Below are 20095 nucleotides of genomic sequence, written 5' to 3'. Positions count from 1 at the left end.
TCACTGTCGAGCCCTGCAATTTTTATATGATTCCTAAATTTTTACGTTCTGAACTCCAAAGTAAAAGTTAAAAACGATGCTGATATTGAACACCAAGCAAGAGAGCATCGGCAGTCACATCAGCAGTTATATTGGAACTCGTTCCTGGAATCGTCGTCAGGTTTTCGTCAATATCTTGTGATTCTCCGATGATAAATCCGACTCCAACGTCCACAGAGCTGGCAGCCGTGAAGCTATATGTCCCTCCAACTGTGAGCCAGTGTCGGTTTACATCAGGTATAGACAAGGATGTAAGTTCATCGGTCGGTGAGATGTCGTACATGTAGCCCGCTCGTAGAACGATGTCCTTTGACATGCTGTATGTACCACCGACAGAAACATGCCCTGCATCTTTCCATTGATACTCTTTGATCGACTCGTCATAAGAGTCAGATGTTAGCGAGTCAAATTCAGACCAGTTCACCCACTGCAGGCTGTAGTGAAAAGCCCACTGATCGTTGAGTTGGTGCCAACCGGAAAACTCTAGAGTGTCTGGTAACGGGACATTCATTTTGTCAGCAGAAACGCCTGCTTTAGTGATGTCACCTTCCACTTCGATATCTGGGCTGTAGCGATAAGAAATACCGAACCTGTTTCGCTCATTCACTTGATAAGTCGCACCAATGTTGGCTCCCAAACCAAAGCCGTCCGCATCTACATTCAACAAGCCCTGACGGTAGATCTCACCCTCACCGTAAATAACATCCAGCCCTGCACCTAAGTTGATTTCTTCAGACAATTCATAAGCAACAGCAAAGCCAACGTTGATACTGGAAAGCGCCGTTTTGCCCCCAAACTCATCGGCTTCGAACGAGTTATCAAATTCGACATCGGTACCAAAGTTGGAGTGAACCGTCGCACCTAATGTGAACTTTGAATCTTCGATAGGATGAACATAATGAATGTTTGGAACTAATGTCCCTGCGTCTAATGATTGGTCATCCAACATTTCAGTATCACCAATCATTGGTGTGTAGCTAACACTAGACACATCAATACCACTATCGATATAGATAGCGCCGACAGAGAGTGTTGGTTGCTCGATGTAAGCCATCGCAGCACTGTTCTTAGCAACAATCGCAGCGCTATCGGCTATCACAGCATCACCCGCGAATGCACGACCTAACCCTGTTGCGGACTGTGCATTAAGTTGAAAACCGGCCGCGTTAGTCAGGCAAGGAACAAGAGCAACTGCAGTACCCAATAAAAGTTTATTCTTCATTTTGAGGCACCTCTGTTTCGATATGATCTTCGTTCACTATTTCGATTGAGGCACCCTTTGTTGTTACCATAGAGGCAACGGCGACCTGCTGAGTATTGGTCGCATCCCAAACAAAATTAAGCTCTTCTGAATCTGGAAATCCGGGTAATCCCGATTCGTCCATCGTTCCTTCATAAGGGAACAGATAAGTACCATGCCCTCCCGTGGTCGTTCGAATGACCCCGCGAGTTTCAGTAGTAGTTAATGGTTGTCCTGTCGTGCCCGTAATTGGGGCCAATCCCAAAGCCTTTATAAGTGGCTCAGTTCCCGTTCTTATGTTGTCTGGAGCTGAGTTGGGAACGACACTGTCTGGAATGTAATCCACGCCGACATCACATGAGTCACCGCAGTCACCTACAGCCGCCAACAATAACGTTGGTTGTTCGTTGTTGGCTTGACGAGATGTAAAACTCGCAGGATCTGAGCTGTCGATGGCAGCCTGAACTCCCTGCTTTAAACCAGTCACAAGAAGGTCATAAATATCATTTTCTAACTGGCTAACCGTAAGAGCATTTTCGGAAGATAAACTGACAAATTCGTTCAACGCCGCGATACATTGTTGATTGGTCGTATCTGTCACGCAGCTTTCAGGAACAACTGTCTCAGCAATACTGCGCTGTACATCTGGGGATTTCTTAACACCCTCAGACATCTCAGGCCCTAAAGTTTGAGATGTTAAAGTTAGATTGGTGAGCCCCTGTCCTGGTACGACGAAGTTAACTGTTTTAAAACCAAACAATGGGGAGTCTTGACTGAATTCACTCACCATGACTGACATGATTCCACCCAAGGAGTGCCCGACTAAGTGAATATTTTTTTTATCAACCCATGGCTGACCATTCAAAGCAAAACGTAAACCTAAAAAGTCCGAAACCGACTGTTGTAAATTGGAGCGAAGAGCAAGAGGCGAGTCGATATTGATGAAGAAAGATTTGTTCGCTTTAGCACTAATTTCAAGCCCATTTACATCGTATCTCATGCGCTCACCATGATAAGGCATATCAATAGCCACCACCGCAAAGCCCTGTGTTGTATAATCTTTTGCCATTAGCGAAGCGGCAGACTTATCAGCTGTAACGCCATGAACAAAAACCACCGTCGGTAGCTGCTCGATTCCATCCCAACGAGCTGGGGTGTAGATATCAGCATTGATAATTTGTGACTCTACGACAATTGGAAGTGGATCATCTCCAGTAGGAAAGCCACCAGAGCCTGTTTTCATCCATTCATATAACGGTGGACATGATGCTTTAGGCTCGTATTGATCATAATTACATTCAGCCTCACGACTTTCAGTAAAAGGTAAATAAAATGGAAGCTTCAATTTTTGAGTATAAAGATCATATTTAGTCGTTTTATCTTCGACTAAAATGAGCTCTCGTGAGAAGGTCGTTCCTTCAGAAATATGGTTATCCCTCATCGCATCTAAAGTCGAATAAGCACTCTGCGTTGTAAACTGAGCGGCATACACAGGAACACCTTGTTCAGGAAAGTGCTTGTAGTATGCGTCCATAGCACTGAGTACTTGTTTCTGTAATTCAATATCTCTTTCACTTTCAAGGGGAACACCTGAATATAAAAGATCATTGAAAGATTGCGCAGCTTGAAGCGACTCTCCAAATTCTGTTTTCACACCATCAGTTACAACGACTGAATACAGTTCATGTGGTTTAAGACTAGCTTCACATTGAATCTTAATATTTGAACCATCAGCTTCAACGCGAGTTGCAACTAATTCCCCACTCTCATCAATTAACACGACATTATTTAATAAAGAGTTGTTATCTAATGGATAACGTTTGTCGGAATTAACACTTTGCAGAGGAATTAAAATCGGTTCTGCACAAAGGCCCCAGCCATCTAGTGCTGCGTATGAATTGTTGTAATCTTGATAATAGGCATCGTTAGCCGATGACATTACGACAGCGTCTTCTCCAATTCCCGAGATTGTTCCGTCTTCGTCATACCCATACCCATCGTTCGGTTTTGGTAGTTCGTTAATGTTGTAAGGAACCAAAACTGAAACAGGTTCTTGAGTCGGGTCTTCAGACTGACAGCCGAGTAAGGCAAGCGTCATTAGCCCACATAGATATGGCTTATTGAATTCTTTCAAAACAGCTCCTTCGTAGCTTTCGCATTTAACTGGTGTGGTCATGCGTTTATCGTTATTTGAGTTGCCGATTGAGTCGGAGGTAAACTCGACTTTTATTCGCAGAGAGCAAGGCAACACAGAGATGGAATGACACGTTGATAGAACTACGTAAGAAATTTGAGCACTTTACCCACACCCACTAAATCAGCGTCACCAGTTAATGATCTAATAGCAACTGACACCAAGCACCTGAAACCGCATTAAACAACCTCAAAAAGGTTTATAAGGGAATCTAAATAGGGGAATAAAATAAATTTATTCAATAACTTAAATATCAAAGGAGACAAAGTCAGCGAGTTTATATTTGTAGCAACATTTGTTATATTTAGGTTAGAACGCTTACAACAATGAGAACCCAGATGTCTGCTGAATTTATTATCAATGATGATATACAAGTCAATTTAGAAGAGAGTGAAATCCATCACTTTAAGACAGGTCGTACATACCCAATAGGTTCGAATGAATCAGAGCTACTCAAGTTTTTTATCTCTCGACCGAATGAAGTAATCACTCGCCAAGTTCTGATCGAACAAGTGTGGGTTTCTAAAGGTATATACGTTGAAGATGGAAGCTTAATGCAAACCATCTCTATCTGCCGAAAAGCTTTGGAAGACAAAAGTGGAATGATCATCGTTACTGAACGTGGTAAAGGCTATCGATTTGCAGGACAAGTGACACAAGACAAAGAAAGCGCGCTGCGTAAAATTCAATCGCAACCAAAACAAGAAACGAAACAACCTGAAGACAATACGGCGACAGATAGCATAGCGACAGAAAATTCAACAACCGAGACAACGGCCGCAGCGAAAAAAACAAACAGTGTAGTAGCGCTGGTTACATTATTTTTGGTAACTGCAGGTTTATCCCATTATTTATTTTCTTATTTAGATAGAAATAGCCTAGGCGAAGATCTCGTGGGTCAGCATTTTATCTCTTGTAAAATCGAATCCGACGAATTCACTTTTAATGAATTATTCAACGTCACGCTTTATGAATATAAGGGACGAAAAATCATCATCGATAATTCAGGAAAATCTCTGAGCTTTCCAGCAGGATTTAAAGGAGTGACTTGTGAATAACAAAAAGAATACAGTAATTTTTGTGGTACTGCTTGGCGTATTAATCGGTTGGCTTTCTACCTTTATTCCGAAGTCACACCTTGCAGGGCATTATTTAGCAAATACAGCTTCGATTATTAACCCGTCCAATAATATGATTCATAACCAGTCTTCTATTAACATCGAATTTAAGAAGAATGACAGTTATGACCTATTATACGTGTCGACCAAGCAAGTCGGTTTTACGTCATCGGGATCTTACTCTGTCACTCAACACGACATCTCACTCGATGAGAACCAACACCAGCAAATCATCCCGAATCGCGAGTTGTCGTTTTACGAAAAAGTCATGATAAGTGAAGGTTCTACCCTATCTTCTGACGCGATGCCTTACATTCCATTGAATAGAGAAGAGTTTTTACTGGTGACGCGCTATGGGATGATTCATTTTTGTAAGAAGGTAGTCTGCTCTGAGCTGTCAACGTATTCAAATGACATTCCTGACGTTGATATGAACTAAGCTCACTCGCTATTTTCACCCTAATTATATTTTAGTGCCAGCTTGTGTTTTAACGCTTACTTAGGGAAATAAGTAGGCGTTAAGCGTCAAAGCTAAGTAATCGTCAAAGTTAAGATTCTCACCTCTTTACTCCGATAAATACCCACTTCGTTACACATTTCCTTCCAAAGTACAAAAAACACTCACGATTTATAAAATAACGCATCCATATGCAACTAGAACAACCAAAAGTGATCCAAGTTATATTCTAACGAGCTACAAAATTTGTTTATTAACATCTAAACAACAGTAGTTAATCACGATTTACAACCACAATTAACATCGAAAAAAATGTTTGTCTTAGATCATATCAACCTCAACTATGCCTCGTGCCACAGTGCAGTTTTCTGTACATTCATTGTCATATTCTGAAACACTTTCTTATATTTTTTAAACTTTGTGGAGATTTCTATGTTAGAGCTCTTGATCGGATTAGTGATTACCATCGCTGTTGGTTACTTTATTGTGAAAGGCTATAAAGCGGCAGGCGTATTACTAACTGCTGGCCTTGCCCTACTTCTTATTACTGGCCTTATTGGTCACACAGTCTTACCAGCTAAGGTCGCTTCAACAGGTAACATGGTTACCGACTCACTAGAATTTGTTAAGTACATGCTTCAGTACCGTGGAGGCGGCCTAGGCATGCAAATCATGCTTCTTTGTGGCTTTGCTTCTTATATGACGCACATCGGCGCAAACAACGTGGTAGTGAAACAATTCTCTAAACCGCTTGCTGCTATCAAATCTCCATACGTACTTCTTGTTGCGGCTTACATCGTAGCGTGTCTAATGTCTCTAGCAGTAAGTTCTGCAACAGGCCTTGGTGTGCTATTGATGGCTACCCTATTCCCAATGATGACCGCAATGGGTATTTCACGCCCGGCAGCGGTTGCAGTTTGTGCGTCACCTGCAGCAATCATTCTTTCACCAACCTCTGGTGATGTGGTTATTGCAGCTGAAAAATCAGGCATGTCTCTTGATGTGTTTGCCGTTCAAACGGTACTACCTGTTTCTATCTGTGCAATCATCGTGATGGCTGCGGCCGCTTTCTTCTGGAACAAGTATCTGGATAAGAAAGAAAACACACCAATGGAAAAAGTAGACGTTTCAGACATTGAAACAACGGCACCCGCTTTCTACGCTGCACTGCCATTCCTGCCTATCATCGGTGTATTCCTATTTAACGGCCGTACGATTCCAGGCCTTTCACTTGATATCTACACCATCGTCGTGGGCTCTATCTTCGTGGGTGCTATCATCGATTACGTTGTGAAGAAGTTCGACGGTGAGAAAACATTAGAAGACCTAGATTCTTGCTACCAAGGTATGGCAGAAGCATTCAAAGGCGTGGTAATGCTGTTGGTTGCGGCGGGCGTATTTGCTCAAGGCCTAATGTCTATCGGTGCTATTGATAACCTAATCGGTCTTGCTGAATCAGCTGGCGCTGGCGGCATCGCGTTAATGCTTATTCTAACAGGTCTAACGGTTGCAGCGGCTATCGCGACAGGTTCTGGTAACGCACCTTTCTATGCATTCGTAGAACTGGCTCCGTCACTTGCTGCGAAAATGGGCTTGAACCCAGCATTCCTAATCATCCCAATGCTTCAAGCATCGAACCTAGGTCGTACCATCTCGCCAGTCTCTGGTGTAATTGTCGCGACATCTGGTATGGGTAAGATCAGCCCATTTGAAGTAGTAAAACGTACTTCTGTCCCTGTAATCTGTGGTCTTATCACGGTTATCTTCGGTACGCTTGTTCTAGTACCAATGGCAGCTTAATTGTCAGTAAAACAGACATGATTATTTGGATATAAAATGCCCTAACAAAAAGGCGCTGAACTTAATAAGTTCAGCGCCTTTTTTAATGTCACGTGTTCAAAATCATTAGAGGCTATTGATGCTAAATTAAAAGTTATCTCGAGAAACTGTCGTTAAAAGCTCACGTTATTTGCCCCTAACATTTACAACCAACAGTACGGCTTGAAATAGTTTTATTTCAAAGGAACAAGCCCTACTTCATGTCACCATAGCGTTCTAGGTACAGAACCGTTGCTGCAGTACGTGAAGGAACTTGTAGCTTTTTCAGCAAACTCTTCATATGTACCTTAACTGTCGATTCAGAAATGAACAGATGGTCTGCGATCTGCTTGTTGCGGTAGCCTTTTGCAACTTCTTGAAGGATCTGCATTTCACGTTCAGTCAGTTGGTCGAAGATGTCGTTGCGGCTCTCAGCATCATTTAAGTAACGAGATACAACACTGCTGTAGGCTTTGTCGCCATGGTGCGCTTGTTTCAGTAATTCGATGAGTTCATCGGGTTCAGTGTCTTTAAGCAAGTAACCATCAGCGCCCGCTTTTACAATTGCTTCAATATCTGCTGGGCTGTCAGAAACCGTTAGAATAACGATGTTAGCGCTTGAGCCATCAGTACGAAGTGCCTTCAGCGTGTCAAGGCCAGACATGCCTTTCATATTAAGATCCAAAAGGATCAGGTCCGGTTCTTCTTCATGGGCAAGAGCGACCGCTTCAGTACCGTTACTTGCTTCTGCAATCACTTCGAATTCATCTTCAAAGCTCAGTAATTGGCTTATACCTCTGCGCATCAATGGATGATCATCAACCAGCATTACTTTACAAATCGTCAACTTTAACTTCCTTCAAACTTTTATATTTCAATATGACTGTACAGCCTTCACCTTGAGCCGCTTCAATCGTTAAGTCGCCATTCAGTCTTGCCGCACGCTCCTGCATAATGCTCATCCCGTAGTGGTTCATCTTCGAACTACTTGGGTCAAAGCCATCTCCATTATCTTTAATCACGACGAATACTTCACCTTCCTCATCGATACAACATACATCTATCAAGTCGGCATTGGCGTGTTTTATTGCGTTTATTGTTGCTTCACGAATCAATTGAAGCAAGTGAACCTGACTGTGCGCATCAAGCTCAATCGATGAAAGATTATTGGTTAGGTTAATCTTCGCTTCTGTTCTTTCGCTGAGTTCTTCAAGCATGGTGCTCAAAGCCTCTCCGAAGTTGCCCTCTTTTATCGTCAACCTAAAGGTTGTGAGCAACTCTCGTAACTGAGTATAAGCATCAGCCAAACCGTTACCGATCTCCGACGCTATTTGTTCCGACTGCTCTCGGTGTTGTTGCTCTGGCAGTTTGCCAATCACACGCTTCAGCAATGTCACTTGGATTTTCAAATACGACAGTGATTGAGCCAGTGAATCATGCAGTTCACGTGCAATTGTTGCACGCTCTTCCATAATAATAAGCTGCTCAGCTTTTTTTTGCGCGCGATTATAGTAGATAGCTCGCGATAAGAGTTGGATAAAACTCTCAATCAGCGTCTTGGTTGAATGGCCATGATGATACGAACAATATAAATAGCCCAAGATAAGCTCATTGTCATCCAGCTTCATTTCAAATTTTTCATAATCTAATTTCGAGTCGTACCCTTCATCCATGATCAATGAACGACCTGAGTTATCTACAATCTCTAGCCTTAACGATTCGATGCCTTCTAAGCTCACGAGGTGTTGCAGGATTGCTCGGAAATTCTCTGGGGCGATACGAGTTACGGTCAGCTCTTGTGAAGAGTGATACAACGCCTGGAGTGATTGGTTAGCGTTTTGTAGCTCTATTGTCTTAGCATCCACAACGTCTTCAAGGTTTCGATAGAGCGCACCCAAGTCTTTCGCCATTGAGTTAAATGTCTTGGTCAAAATACCCAGTTCGTTGTTATTGGTGACCTTCAACTCTACTTCAAAGTCACTGTTTTTGATTCGCTGACTGGCGCCAACGAGTGCATGTAACGGCTTAACAACTTGTTTACGGACAAAGTGAACAACAAAAAGAGATATGACGAGAATTCCCCCTAAGCCAATACCACCAGCCCACGCCAACTTTATCAGCTTATCTTCAGAGAACTCTTGCAACTTAAAAACGAAGCCATCGATTTCAGCAACGAAGTTTTCAACTAATACGAGATAGTACTTTCGGTCTTCGCTGCTTAATACCTGTTTAAGCTCGTGCCAACGACCAATAATTAAATAGTAATCTTCGGTGATGTCTGTCGGAACTTCCCAACTGACCAAGTTGGTCATAGATGGAGAATAAAGAGACCTTTCGAATTCACGAATATGAGAATCATAATCAACTGATTCTATTTGAATATCATGCGCTAAACGATAGCTTTGCATACGCATTGAGCCTGCCACGTTAACCGCCTCTGCGTCGTTGAGACTTGACGCCAATGTGAAGATGGCAAAACCAGTAGTGGCAACTGAAAGGAGCAGTATGGATAGCAATGATTTAGCTATTGTACTCGTTACAGATGAAACAGGTTTAATAAGCAAAATCAAAATCCTGAAGGTATATAAGTGGCTGTCCGAAACCTATTGTCACACATCAAAAAACAGAGCTCCATTCAATATGTGACCAAACGCTTCGTAATTTATTGATCTAAGACAATATAGGATCCTATTTAGCCCTTAAGGGGTATTTATACAAATATTTCTAAAACTACACTACTTGTGAGGATAAATGACAAGATATTAACAAAACAATGATCTACAATTACAACATCTTAGCAACATTAGTAGGCATTTAGTGGTAGACCTATCGAGACGACGCCTATTTTCTAGGCGAAAAGTAGATTCAAGCCAGATTCGATTGCCTTGGATTAACAGCCTAGAAAGCTTTACAGATGACTGCACTCGTTGCGGTAAATGTATCGAAAATTGTGAGACTAAGATAATCATTGTAGGCGATGGTGGTTTTCCTACTGTCGACTATTCAAAAGACGAATGCACTTTTTGTTATCAATGTGCTGACGTTTGTCCTGAACCAATTTTTAAACCCAAGGAAGAAACACCTTGGCAAGCAAAAGCAAGTATCTCTGATAAGTGCTTAGCGCAACAAAATGTTGAATGCCGAAGCTGTGGTGACATGTGTGAACCTATGGCCATTCAATTTCAACTTAGAGCAGGCAGTGTTGCTCTACCAAAAATCGAGTTAGATGAGTGTAACGGTTGTGGAGCCTGCGTAGCAGTTTGCCCTACTTCAGCTATTCTTGTGAGTAATGCATAAAACAAAAATAACGAGAGCAATTTATGGCACTAAATGAAGTGCATATATCAAGTTTAGTCGTGCATGTGAGCCCAGAGCATCTAGACGAGATCAAAGCACAAATCGAGAAATTCGATAACGCAGAGATTTACGGCAGCAGCCCTGAAGGCAAAATCATAGTAGTCCTAGAAACCGAAAACCAAGGTTTTGTAACGGACACCATCGAAGAAATTAATAATATTACGAACGTTTTAGGCACAGCTTTGGTTTATCACCAAATCGAAACTGAGCTCGACGAAACGGATTTAGAAACTGGAAGCAACAATTCTCAACTTGAGGGTGAAGTATGAAAATGACAAGACGCGCGTTTGTGAAAGCAAACGCAGCTGCATCAGCGGCAGCCGTTGCAGGTGTAACTCTGCCAGCAACAGCAACCAACCTGATTGCTAGCTCTGATCAAACAAAAATCACGTGGGATAAAGCGCCTTGTCGTTTTTGTGGTACGGGCTGTTCGGTACTAGTTGGTACTCAAAACGGTAAAGTGGTTGCGACTCAAGGCGACCCAGAAGCACCTGTAAACAAAGGCCTTAACTGTATTAAAGGCTACTTCCTTTCAAAAATCATGTACGGTAAAGACCGTCTTGAACAGCCTCTTCTTCGTATGAAAGACGGCGAGTTCCACAAAGATGGTGATTTTACACCAGTATCTTGGGACCAAGCTTTCGACGTCATGGCTGAGAAATGGAAAGCCGCTCTTAAGAAAAACGGTCCAACAGGCGTTGGTATGTTCGGTTCAGGCCAGTGGACTGTAATGGAAGGCTACGCAGCCGTTAAGATGATGAAAGCGGGCTTCCGTTCAAACAACATCGATCCAAACGCTCGTCACTGTATGGCTTCTGCGGTAGGTGCATTTATGCGTACCTTCGGTATCGATGAGCCAATGGGTTGTTACGATGACTTTGAACACGCAGACGCATTTGTACTGTGGGGTTCAAACATGGCAGAAATGCACCCAGTACTATGGACTCGTATTACAGACCGTCGTCTAAGCCACCCACACGTTAAAGTAAACGTACTGTCTACTTACTACCACCGTTCTTTTGAGCTTGCAGACACGGGTTATATCTTCGAACCTCAATCAGATCTAGCGATTGCTAACTTCATTGCTAACTACATCATTCAAAACGATGCCGTTAACTGGGACTTCGTGAACAAACACACGAACTTCAAGCAAGCAACGACAGACATCGGTTATGGCCTTCGTGACGACGATCCACTACAGCAAGCCGCTGCGAACCCTAATTCAGGCAAAATGACTGATATCAGCTTCGAGAACTACAAAGCTTCTGTTGCTGAATACACCGTTGAGAAAGCGTCTGAAATGTCAGGTGTCTCTCAAGATGATCTAATCAAACTTGCGAAGCAATACGCGGATCCAAACATCAAAGTAATGTCACTTTGGACTATGGGTATGAACCAACATACTCGTGGCGTTTGGATGAACAGCCTTGTGTACAACATCCACCTTCTAACAGGTAAGATTTCTACTCCAGGTAACAGCCCATTCTCACTAACTGGCCAACCATCTGCGTGTGGTACAGCTCGTGAAGTTGGTACGTTCTCTCACCGTCTACCAGCAGATATGGTGGTTGCTAACCCTAAACACCGTAAGATCGCAGAAGACATCTGGAAACTTCCAGAAGGCACTATCCCTGCTAAACCGGGTGCTCACGCTGTTGTTCAAGACCGTATGCTTAAAGACGGCAAGATCAATGCGTACTGGGTAATGTGTAACAACAACATGCAAGCTGGTCCAAACATCAACACTGAACGTCTGCCAGGTTACCGCAACCCAGACAACTTCATTGTATGTTCTGACCCATACCCAACGGCAACAGCTCAAGCGGCTGACCTTATCCTTCCAACAGCAATGTGGATCGAAAAAGAAGGTGCTTACGGTAACGCTGAACGTCGTACACAAGCATGGTACCAACAAGTTAAAACTGTAGGTGACGCGAAGTCTGACCTATGGCAAATCATGGAGTTCTCTAAGCGCTTCACTATTGAAGAAGTTTGGGGCGAAGAACTAGTTGCGAAAATGCCTGAGTACCGCGGCAAAACCATGTACGACGTGCTTTACAAAAACGGCAACGTTGATGCATTCCCACTGTCTGAAGCTCAAGAGCTTAACGACGATGCACAAGCTCAAGGTTTCTACGTTCAAAAAGGTCTATTCGAAGAATACGCAGCCTTTGGTCGCGGCCACGGTCACGATTTAGCACCATACGATCGCTACCACCAAGTTCGTGGTCTACGTTGGCCAGTTGTTGACGGTAAAGAAACACTATGGCGCTTTAAAGAAGGTTCAGATCCATACGCTAAGAAAGGTTCTGATTGGGACTTCTACGGTAAGCCAGATGGTAAAGCGCTGATCATCAACGCTCCATACGAAGCGCCACCAGAAGTACCAAACGATGAATACGATATGTGGCTATGTACAGGTCGTGTTCTTGAGCACTGGCATACAGGTACTATGACTCGTCGTGTACCAGAACTTTACAAAGCAGTACCGGATGCACTTTGTTACATCCACCCTGCTGACGCTAAAGCTCGTGGCCTTCGCCGTGGTGATGAAGTTCTTATCGAAAACAAACGTGGTGAAGTACGCGTTCGTGTTGAAACTCGTGGTCGTAACCGTCCACCACAAGGCTTGGTATTCGTACCATTCTTTGATGCAAGAATTCTGATCAACAAGTTGATCTTGGATGCAACGGATCCTCTGTCTAAGCAGACGGATTACAAGAAGTGTCCAGTTAAGATCACTAAGGTTTCTTAAGCGCCAATTGCTTTTGGAACCTAGATACAAGATCTAACGTATTTAATATTGCGACTACTTTTTTCATCACTTTTTGAAAGAAGTAGTCCACTCAAAGAATTAGCCTTTAGGCGGAGAAATTAACCATGAAAAAACTGATTACTGCCCTACTATCAGCTGGTCTTTTGCTAGCTGGTGCAGTTCAAGCTCAAGCTGAGCTGGATAACCCAGGCGGCATTGGTGGCGTAGAATCTCTACGTGGTGCAAGTGAACTTGAAGCTACTCGCGCAGCAGATGACTTCAAAAAGTTCCCTCGTGACCAAGTACTCGAGAGTGACTACGTATACCAACCACCTCTAGTGCCTCATACTATTCGTAGCTATGAAGTTTCTCTTAACGCAAACAAGTGTCTTTCTTGCCACAGCTGGAAAAACGCAAAAGAAATGGGTGCGACTAAAGTGAGTGTAACTCACTACATGAACCGTGAAGATGCGGTACTTGCAGACGTATCACCTCGTCGTTATTTCTGTCTACAGTGTCACGTACCTCAAGCTAATGCTAAACCACTAGTTGAGAACGAGTTCAAACCTGTAGATTCACTGCGTTAATCGTAGCCAGACGGTAAGAGAGGCTATATATGATAAAATTACTTAAAGCGTTTTGGAAAAGACTCGCGACACCAAGTAAAGCAGCGGTAGGCGTTGTACTTTTCTTGGGATTCGCAGGCGGTCTTTTGTTCTGGGGTGCATTTAACACAGGTATGCAAGCAACCAACACAGAAGAGTTCTGTTCTGGTTGTCACGCTCCTATTGTTGCTGAAATCCAAGAAACAATTCACTACTCTAACCGCTCAGGCGTTCGTGCTATCTGTTCAGATTGTCACGTACCTCACGAGTGGACAGATAAAATTGTTCGTAAGGTTCAGGCATCTAAAGAGTTGTACGCGCACTTCATTGCAAAAACCATCGATACTGAAGAGAAGTTCAAAGCACGTCGTGCTCACCTTGCTGAACGCGAGTGGAAACGTATGAAAGGCAATGACTCACTTGAGTGTCGTAACTGTCACCAGTTCGATTACATGGACTTCTCAGAGCAGAGCCCTCGTAGTGCGAAACAACACTCAACTGCGCTAGCTTCTGGTGAAAAAACGTGTGTAGATTGCCACAAAGGTATCGCACATAAACTACCAGACATGCACGGCGTTGAAGGCTGGCAATAAGGAGCGATTGAATGAGTACTTTAGAAAGCGTAATTTGGCACATCCTAGGTTACAGTGCTATGCCAGTTATCATTCTTGGTGGCTTTGCAGGTGTTGCAGCCGTATCTCTTTGGCTTTTATCTATGACTAAAGACAAAGAAATCGATTAGAAATCGAAATTGCGTCAACTTTTACCAGTTATTTTTGAGATGAGTTGATACTAGAAAGCCACTGAATTCAGTGGCTTTTTTATTGTCTGGCATTTCTTACTTCTACTGTTGAGGTGTTTCTACTGTTAAGTAAGAGGCAAAACGTTAAGCTTGATTTTCCGAAGCTTCTGGATCGACGTTCTCTTTATCGACATCTTCCTTATCAACAATCGGCAGCACCTGTTTTACATAGTTACCCGGAGCCTTGCCAATCACAGGATGAAGCTCGGAACCTTGATTGAAAGATTCGATTTTCTCGTCAGCTTCAAAGCCTTGTAACCATTGATCCCAGTGTGTCCACCATGAGCCTTCGTTGTGACTTGCGTTATTTAGCCATTCGTCAGCGGAATCGTCTAGGTTATCGTTCAACCAGTAGCCGTATTTCTTTTTCTCTGGATGGTTAACAATGCCGGCAATATGACCCGACTCACCCAGAACAAACGTTTTGTTTCCACCAGTGTTCAATGCACCACGGTAAGTCCCTTGCCACAAAGCAATATGGTCTTCTTTGGCTGAGATAAAGTAGCTTGGAATTTTGATCTTATTCAAATCAATCCAAACACCGCCTACTTTTACGCCTTTGTCTTGAACCAGTTTGTTTTCAAGATAAAGCTCTCGCAGCAAGAAGTTATGGCATTTAGCCGCAACGTTAGTGCTATCACTGTTCCAGTACAGAAGATCAAACTCCATCGGGCTACTGCCTTTGAGGTAGTTATCGATGTAATAGTTCCAGTATAAGCTGTTCTCTCGAAGCAAACTGAACGTCACGCTCAACGAGCGACCATCCATGTAGCCTTTGGCGTTGTTCTGTTTCTCAATTGCGTCGATTATCGTCTCATTGATGTACGCCCCAACCTCACCCGGCTGAGAGAAATCTAATAACGTGGTAAAGAAGGTCGCCGTTTTGATTCGCTTCTTCATGCGCTTCGCTGCGTAGTAAGCCACCGTAGAGGCGAGTACCGTACCGCCAATACAATAACCTGCGGCATTGATTTGCTCTTTGCCGGTGATGTCTTCAATAGCGGTGACCGCCTTAACGACACCTTCCGTGACGTAGTCTCCGAATTCTTGGTCTTTCTGTGCCACACCCGGATTGCGCCAAGACATCATAAATACGCTATGCCCTTGTTCAAGCAGCCAACGCACCATCGAGTTCTTTTCTCGAAGGTCGAGAATGTAGTACTTATTGATAAACGGCGGAACGATCAACAATGGTGTCGCATTGACTTGTGGGGTCTTCGGGTGATACTGAATCAATTCAAACAAATCATTTTGGAAGACGACATCACCTTCTGTATTCGCAACATCCACACCCAATCGGAATGCATTATTGTTGGTCATACGGATCTTAAGGATGTCGGCACTCGCTTCCACGTCCGCTTGCAACTGCTCTAACCCATCAAGAAGGTTTTCGCCATTTCTCTCAAGAGTCAGCTTCATCAGCTCCGGGTTAGTCGCGATAAAATTACTTGGGGACATGGCATTGATAGCCTGACGTGAAAAGAACGCTACACGCTCTTTGGTTTTCTCGTCAATGCCTTCAATCGAGTTGATGGTATCGATATAGCTTTTACTAAACAGCAAGTAAGATTGCTTGATGAAGCTATAGAAAGGGTCGTTCTTCCATGCATCATCGATAAAACGCTTGTCACCACGATCTTCAGCGATAACGCTCTCGGTGTTACCCATCAGTGCAGCGTTTTGCCAGATTTGCAGTTGCTGTTCCCACCATTGGGATTGCAGTTGAAGTAGAACGGCTGGTTGGTTTGCGGCTTGCTCAAAAATTTTCGATGCATCATTAAAATTCAATTCTTGCATCGCTTTATTTAGGGGAGATTGCGCGGCTTCCTTGTTTTGTTCAAAATTTTCCCACCATTGCTGGTTCGTTTGTTGAAGCTTAACAAGGTAGTCCGAAAAGAAGTGTTGAAACATAACATGACTCCAATAATCGGAAAATCGCCACCAAGCGGCACAGGCCAACCTGTACCAACTTGAAGGCGACTAATTTTATGCAGGTGTAACTGTTTTCAAGTTTTCAGTTGTTAGTGTTTCAACATCTTCTTTGAACTCTTTTGCAGCAGCTTGCATTTTTGAGCTATCAGTCATCATCTGTTGAGACAATTGAGTGAGTGCCGTTAGTTGCTGGCCGTTAAAAGCTGTAAGACTATTTACGTCTTTGATTTCACTGACTGCTTTCATTTGTGCAAGACCCATATCGGTATAAGTCTGCAACGCATTCATTTGAAGTTCAGTCATTGTTTGAACGTTCTTTGCAACCAACTTATTGAATTTCAAGTACGGTTCAAACTGCTTTTCAGTTTGGTCTGTGATTGTTTTGAAAATATCCGTGTACATAAGTAACTCCTGGTGAATACATAGTTAGTGAAGAAATAGCTTAATAAAGAAATAGTTAAAAAATAAATAGCTTTAAAACCAATTTGGCTCGCCTACGGCATGTCGAGTTCTAATCCTCAATACCTTTAAGCAAAACAGCGGTTCCCATTCCCCCACCTACACAAAGCGAAGCAACACCATAATTGGTATGTTGTTCGATCATTTCGTGGATGAGTGAAACAATAATTCGGTTACCTGATGCCCCTAGAGGGTGACCAAGTGCGATAGCGCCACCGTTGACATTAACTTTAGATTTGAACGCTTCAAGCGGCAGATCATGTTGTTCAGACAACTGGTACATTACGCCTAACGCCTGTGCAGCGAAGGCTTCATTCAACTCAAACAACTCGACTTCTTCTAAAGTTAAATCTGCTTTATCTAGCGCTTTAGATACTGCTTCTACTGGGCCCAATCCCATGATCTTTGGGTCTAAACCCGATTGTGCGTAGCTGCTCAGCTCTACCAGTGGAGTCAGGCCGTATTTCAAGACCGCAGATTCAGACGCTAAGATAATGGCACTTGCGCCATCATTGATGCCCGAAGCATTACCAGCGGTGACCGTTCCTTCTCGGTCGAAGGCTGGACGAAGCTTTTGTAGAGCTTCGAATGTCGCGTCTGACTTCGGATACTCATCGGTATCAAAAGTGACGGTTTGTCTGCGTTGCTTAACTTCTACAGGCACGATTTGCTCGTTGAACTTACCCGCTTCAATCGCAGCAACTGCTTTCTGTTGGCTTTCTAACGCGTAGTTATCTTGTGCGAGACGCGAAATATTCAAAGCGTTGGCGATGTTTTCAGCGGTCATGCCCATGTGGTAGTGATTGAACGCATCGGTTAACCCATCACCCACCAACAAGTCTTTCATCGAGATGTCACCCATCTTGTGTCCGTTGCGAATACTCGGTGGCACAATAAAAGGAATCTGAGACATCACCTCAACACCCGCTGCAATAACGACTTCAGCATCTTGTGCTTTGATGTGCGCCGCTGCGTCCATCACCGACTTCATGCCGCTGCCGCAGATCATGTTCACACCGTATGCAGGAGTTTCCTCAGGTAACCCTGCATAGATGGAAGCTTGACGGGCAACCCCCATGCCTTGACCTGCCGAAATTACATTACCAACGATCACTTCATCAATCGCATCCAACGAAAGATCTACGGACTCCAACGCTCCTTTGATCGCAACGCCAGCTAACTCGCCCGCAGATACGTTTTTTAGCGACCCGGTGAATGCACCAATAGGAGTACGTTTAGCCGCAACAATAAAGACTTTTTCCATTATTCCATTCCCTTCAGTTTCGCCAATTAGTGCATGTACAAGCCGCCATTCACAGACAGTGTTTCGCCTGTAATGTACGCGCCAGATTCACTTGCTAAAAAGCCCACTGCGTCTGCAATTTCTATAGGCGTCGCTAAACGTTTCATTGGGATTTGGTTTTTAATTGAATCAAGGACTTCAGGCTTCATTTGCTCAACCATAGGCGTGCCTGTGTAGCCAGGGGCAACCACGTTTACTGTCACTCCACTTCTTGCACCTTCAGCCGCCAGTGCTTTTGAAAAACCAATCATTCCCGCTTTAGCCGCCGAGTAGTTAGTTTGTCCAAACTGACCTTTTAAGCCATTGACTGAAGAAATATTGATGACTCGGCAATTGCCCTTTTCGCACATAGGTGCAAACAGAGGCTGTGTCACATTGAAAAGGCTGTTGAGGTTAGTCTCAATCACATCTTTCCAAGCTTCGGCATCCATCTTTTTGAAGACGCTGTCACGAGTAATACCTGCGTTGTTGACCAAAACATCCACCGTGCCTTCTTCTTCTAACAACTTGCTTAAGCTCTGTGCACATTCAGCGGTGTTGGTGACATCTAATTCAAACAATCGCACTTGATCTTCAGTAAATTGCTTTTCATTAAACCAATCCAGTGCGCACTGATAATTCCCAGTAAAATAGGTCGCGATAACACGATAGCCATCCGCGACTAATTTAGAAGAAATTGCTGAGCCGATACCGCCTTTTGATCCTGTAATTAAAGCAAGCTTTTTCATTAATGGTTCCATCCCTTACAAGCGATTAAATAACAATGATGTTAATAAGATAATGTCTTAGTCGATAATTAAACTTTACGTTTTTCTTTAATTAAACCCTACAGCTCAAAATCAAAAATTATTATTACAAATATAAAATATTTTCGTATCATGATTAAAAACTAGACTTCCGTCCCAAAATCAATGAAATGTTACATGGATGTAAAACCACGCAATACTTTGATTTTAATAAGGTTTATTTAATTTTACTTTTATCACCAAGAAGATAAGTCTTTGTTAATACGAGACAAACCTATATATCTCAGCTTGTTTCAAGAAGAATGCAATGTGGGGATTTGAAATGATTGATCATGAGAATAATAACAAAACTCTAATTAGCCATTAATAAATGGTTCCTTATCATTCTATATAAACCTCAATATAATTAACGTTTTGGATTTGAAAGCTGAACATTATGAATAGACAAAAAAAGCCCACTCAATCTATGAATGGGATTAAGTAAATGTTATTAATAAATAGAGCGCAGGATTCTACTTCGTAAATATTTCATTTGTATTTACATCTAAATAAATTTTATTTTCAAGCGATAGTCCGCCGCAATAAATAAAATAGACATCTCGGTCACTGTACTTTACCGATTTCACCCAACCACCCAATTCTTCGAAGTCACTTGGGTCACATTCGCCATCAGAGATCAGCTCAGCAACCGTATTGCGGAACTTCTCTTTATGGATCTTAAGATCGTCGGATTTAACCAAATATGAATCCAATATCTCTATGCTTTCTTTCTCGGAAATAATCACTTCATCATTAGATAGGCCAGACATCGAAACCCATTCGGCTGTCTGTGGCCCGCCTTCTTTTAGAACGATGTAATCTGAGATACGAGCCCATTCGCCTTGTTTCTCTAACACTTCGACCTTTTCACCTTTATAGAGGTAATCTGTTATCAACCCATCAATTTCAGGCTGCTCTACCACTTCAAGCTTTCTATCCAGAACGTAAAACTCTGTCTGTTCTGGCTCAGGTTTAAGTTCCATGATCGGTTTTAAATCAGCTTCAGGCTGAGCAACTTCTTCAACGGACTCTTCGGTTTTGTCTGCTGGTGGTGAGTCTTTCTTCATAACAAAGAAGTAGTACGCTGCTCCTCCTCCGCCCAATATTAACAACACAAGTAAAGCGATCAGCGCTTTTTTCATCAAATCCACCAGCTCTTCCGTCTTAGGTATCTTTTAAGTGTACATCAACTCATGCTGCTGCTCATCTATACTCTCAATAGAGAACGCAG

General features: G+C 43.0%; 18 protein-coding genes. 9 read left to right on the top strand and 9 right to left on the bottom strand.

Annotated elements, in window-relative coordinates; all coding sequences use genetic code 11:
- Positions 1-67: 67 nt before the first annotated feature.
- Complete coding sequence (locus AC3CIA_RS22200) at positions 68-1261, bottom strand: outer membrane protein transport protein (protein WP_488519084.1); 1194 nt, start codon at positions 1259-1261, stop codon at positions 68-70.
- Positions 1251-3455, bottom strand: a complete 2205-nt coding sequence (locus tag AC3CIA_RS22195; protein WP_341635810.1) for an alpha/beta fold hydrolase — start codon at positions 3453-3455, stop codon at positions 1251-1253. Before AC3CIA_RS22195 ends, AC3CIA_RS22200 begins: the two co-directional genes overlap by 11 nt.
- A gap of 356 nt (positions 3456-3811) precedes the next feature.
- Between AC3CIA_RS22195 and AC3CIA_RS22190 the strand changes: the two genes are divergently transcribed.
- The 3 genes from AC3CIA_RS22190 (at position 3812) to dcuC (ending at position 6848) form a co-directional block, all read left to right on the top strand.
- On the top strand, positions 3812-4531 hold the full coding sequence (locus tag AC3CIA_RS22190; RefSeq protein ID WP_488519083.1) for a winged helix-turn-helix domain-containing protein: 720 nt from the start codon (positions 3812-3814) through the stop codon (positions 4529-4531).
- Positions 4524-5030 (top strand): hypothetical protein, encoded by a 507-nt coding sequence (locus AC3CIA_RS22185; RefSeq protein ID WP_171329634.1) that lies wholly within the window; start codon positions 4524-4526, stop codon positions 5028-5030. The genes AC3CIA_RS22190 and AC3CIA_RS22185 overlap by 8 nt, the downstream gene beginning before the upstream one ends.
- Before the next feature lie 450 nt (positions 5031-5480).
- Positions 5481-6848 carry an anaerobic C4-dicarboxylate transporter DcuC gene (gene dcuC / locus AC3CIA_RS22180; protein WP_016785306.1) on the top strand — a complete coding sequence of 456 codons (1368 nt, stop codon included), beginning with the start codon at positions 5481-5483 and terminating at the stop codon, positions 6846-6848.
- Positions 6849-7080: 232 nt separating this feature from the next.
- Here dcuC and AC3CIA_RS22175 read toward each other — a convergent pair whose 3' ends face one another.
- Together AC3CIA_RS22175 and narQ are read right to left on the bottom strand one after the other, a co-directional pair.
- The gene (locus AC3CIA_RS22175) at positions 7081-7713 is read right to left on the bottom strand and encodes a response regulator (protein WP_004731316.1); all 633 of its coding nucleotides are present in this window, start codon (positions 7711-7713) and stop codon (positions 7081-7083) included.
- Entirely contained in the window at positions 7700-9430 is a 1731-nt protein-coding gene (gene narQ / locus AC3CIA_RS22170; protein WP_488519082.1) for a nitrate/nitrite two-component system sensor histidine kinase NarQ, read from the bottom strand. Before narQ ends, AC3CIA_RS22175 begins: the two co-directional genes overlap by 14 nt.
- Positions 9431-9683: 253 nt before the next feature.
- Between narQ and napF the strand changes: the two genes are divergently transcribed.
- From napF to AC3CIA_RS22140, 6 genes are all read left to right on the top strand, one after another.
- Positions 9684-10163 carry a ferredoxin-type protein NapF gene (napF, locus tag AC3CIA_RS22165; protein ID WP_017078318.1) on the top strand — a complete coding sequence of 160 codons (480 nt, stop codon included), beginning with the start codon at positions 9684-9686 and terminating at the stop codon, positions 10161-10163.
- A 23-nt stretch (positions 10164-10186) separates the two neighbouring features.
- Positions 10187-10492 (top strand): chaperone NapD, encoded by a 306-nt coding sequence (locus AC3CIA_RS22160; RefSeq protein WP_004731320.1) that lies wholly within the window; start codon positions 10187-10189, stop codon positions 10490-10492.
- Positions 10489-12978, top strand: a complete 2490-nt coding sequence (napA, locus tag AC3CIA_RS22155) for a periplasmic nitrate reductase subunit alpha (RefSeq protein ID WP_054545564.1) — start codon at positions 10489-10491, stop codon at positions 12976-12978. The genes AC3CIA_RS22160 and napA overlap by 4 nt, the downstream gene beginning before the upstream one ends.
- 125 nt (positions 12979-13103) lie before the next feature.
- Positions 13104-13565 carry a nitrate reductase cytochrome c-type subunit gene (locus AC3CIA_RS22150; protein ID WP_004731324.1) on the top strand — a complete coding sequence of 154 codons (462 nt, stop codon included), beginning with the start codon at positions 13104-13106 and terminating at the stop codon, positions 13563-13565.
- 29 nt (positions 13566-13594) lie between these two features.
- Positions 13595-14176 carry a NapC/NirT family cytochrome c gene (locus AC3CIA_RS22145; RefSeq protein ID WP_017105877.1) on the top strand — a complete coding sequence of 194 codons (582 nt, stop codon included), beginning with the start codon at positions 13595-13597 and terminating at the stop codon, positions 14174-14176.
- An 11-nt stretch (positions 14177-14187) separates the two neighbouring features.
- Positions 14188-14325: a TIGR02808 family protein gene (locus AC3CIA_RS22140; protein ID WP_004731329.1), complete on the top strand. Its 138-nt coding sequence runs from the start codon at positions 14188-14190 to the stop codon at positions 14323-14325.
- Positions 14326-14469: 144 nt separating this feature from the next.
- On the opposite strand, the gene phaC is transcribed toward AC3CIA_RS22140, so the two are convergent.
- The 5 genes from phaC to AC3CIA_RS22115 form a co-directional block, all read right to left on the bottom strand.
- Positions 14470-16296, bottom strand: a complete 1827-nt coding sequence (phaC, locus tag AC3CIA_RS22135; protein WP_488519081.1) for a class I poly(R)-hydroxyalkanoic acid synthase — start codon at positions 16294-16296, stop codon at positions 14470-14472.
- Between the two features lie 75 nt (positions 16297-16371).
- Positions 16372-16719, bottom strand: coding sequence for a phasin family protein (locus tag AC3CIA_RS22130; protein WP_054545566.1), 348 nt, complete (start codon positions 16717-16719; stop codon positions 16372-16374).
- Between the two features lie 109 nt (positions 16720-16828).
- Positions 16829-18040, bottom strand: coding sequence for an acetyl-CoA C-acetyltransferase (locus tag AC3CIA_RS22125; protein ID WP_428784174.1), 1212 nt, complete (start codon positions 18038-18040; stop codon positions 16829-16831).
- 26 nt (positions 18041-18066) lie between these two features.
- On the bottom strand, positions 18067-18807 hold the full coding sequence (locus tag AC3CIA_RS22120) for an SDR family oxidoreductase (RefSeq protein WP_054545568.1): 741 nt from the start codon (positions 18805-18807) through the stop codon (positions 18067-18069).
- A gap of 530 nt (positions 18808-19337) precedes the next feature.
- Complete coding sequence (locus AC3CIA_RS22115) at positions 19338-20015, bottom strand: SH3 domain-containing protein (RefSeq protein WP_114635232.1); 678 nt, start codon at positions 20013-20015, stop codon at positions 19338-19340.
- Between the last annotated feature and the right edge of the window lie 80 nt (positions 20016-20095).

It is taken from the genome of Vibrio sp. QJM3NY_27, from assembly GCF_057785955.1.
This window is presented reverse-complemented; position numbering and strand designations above follow the sequence as displayed.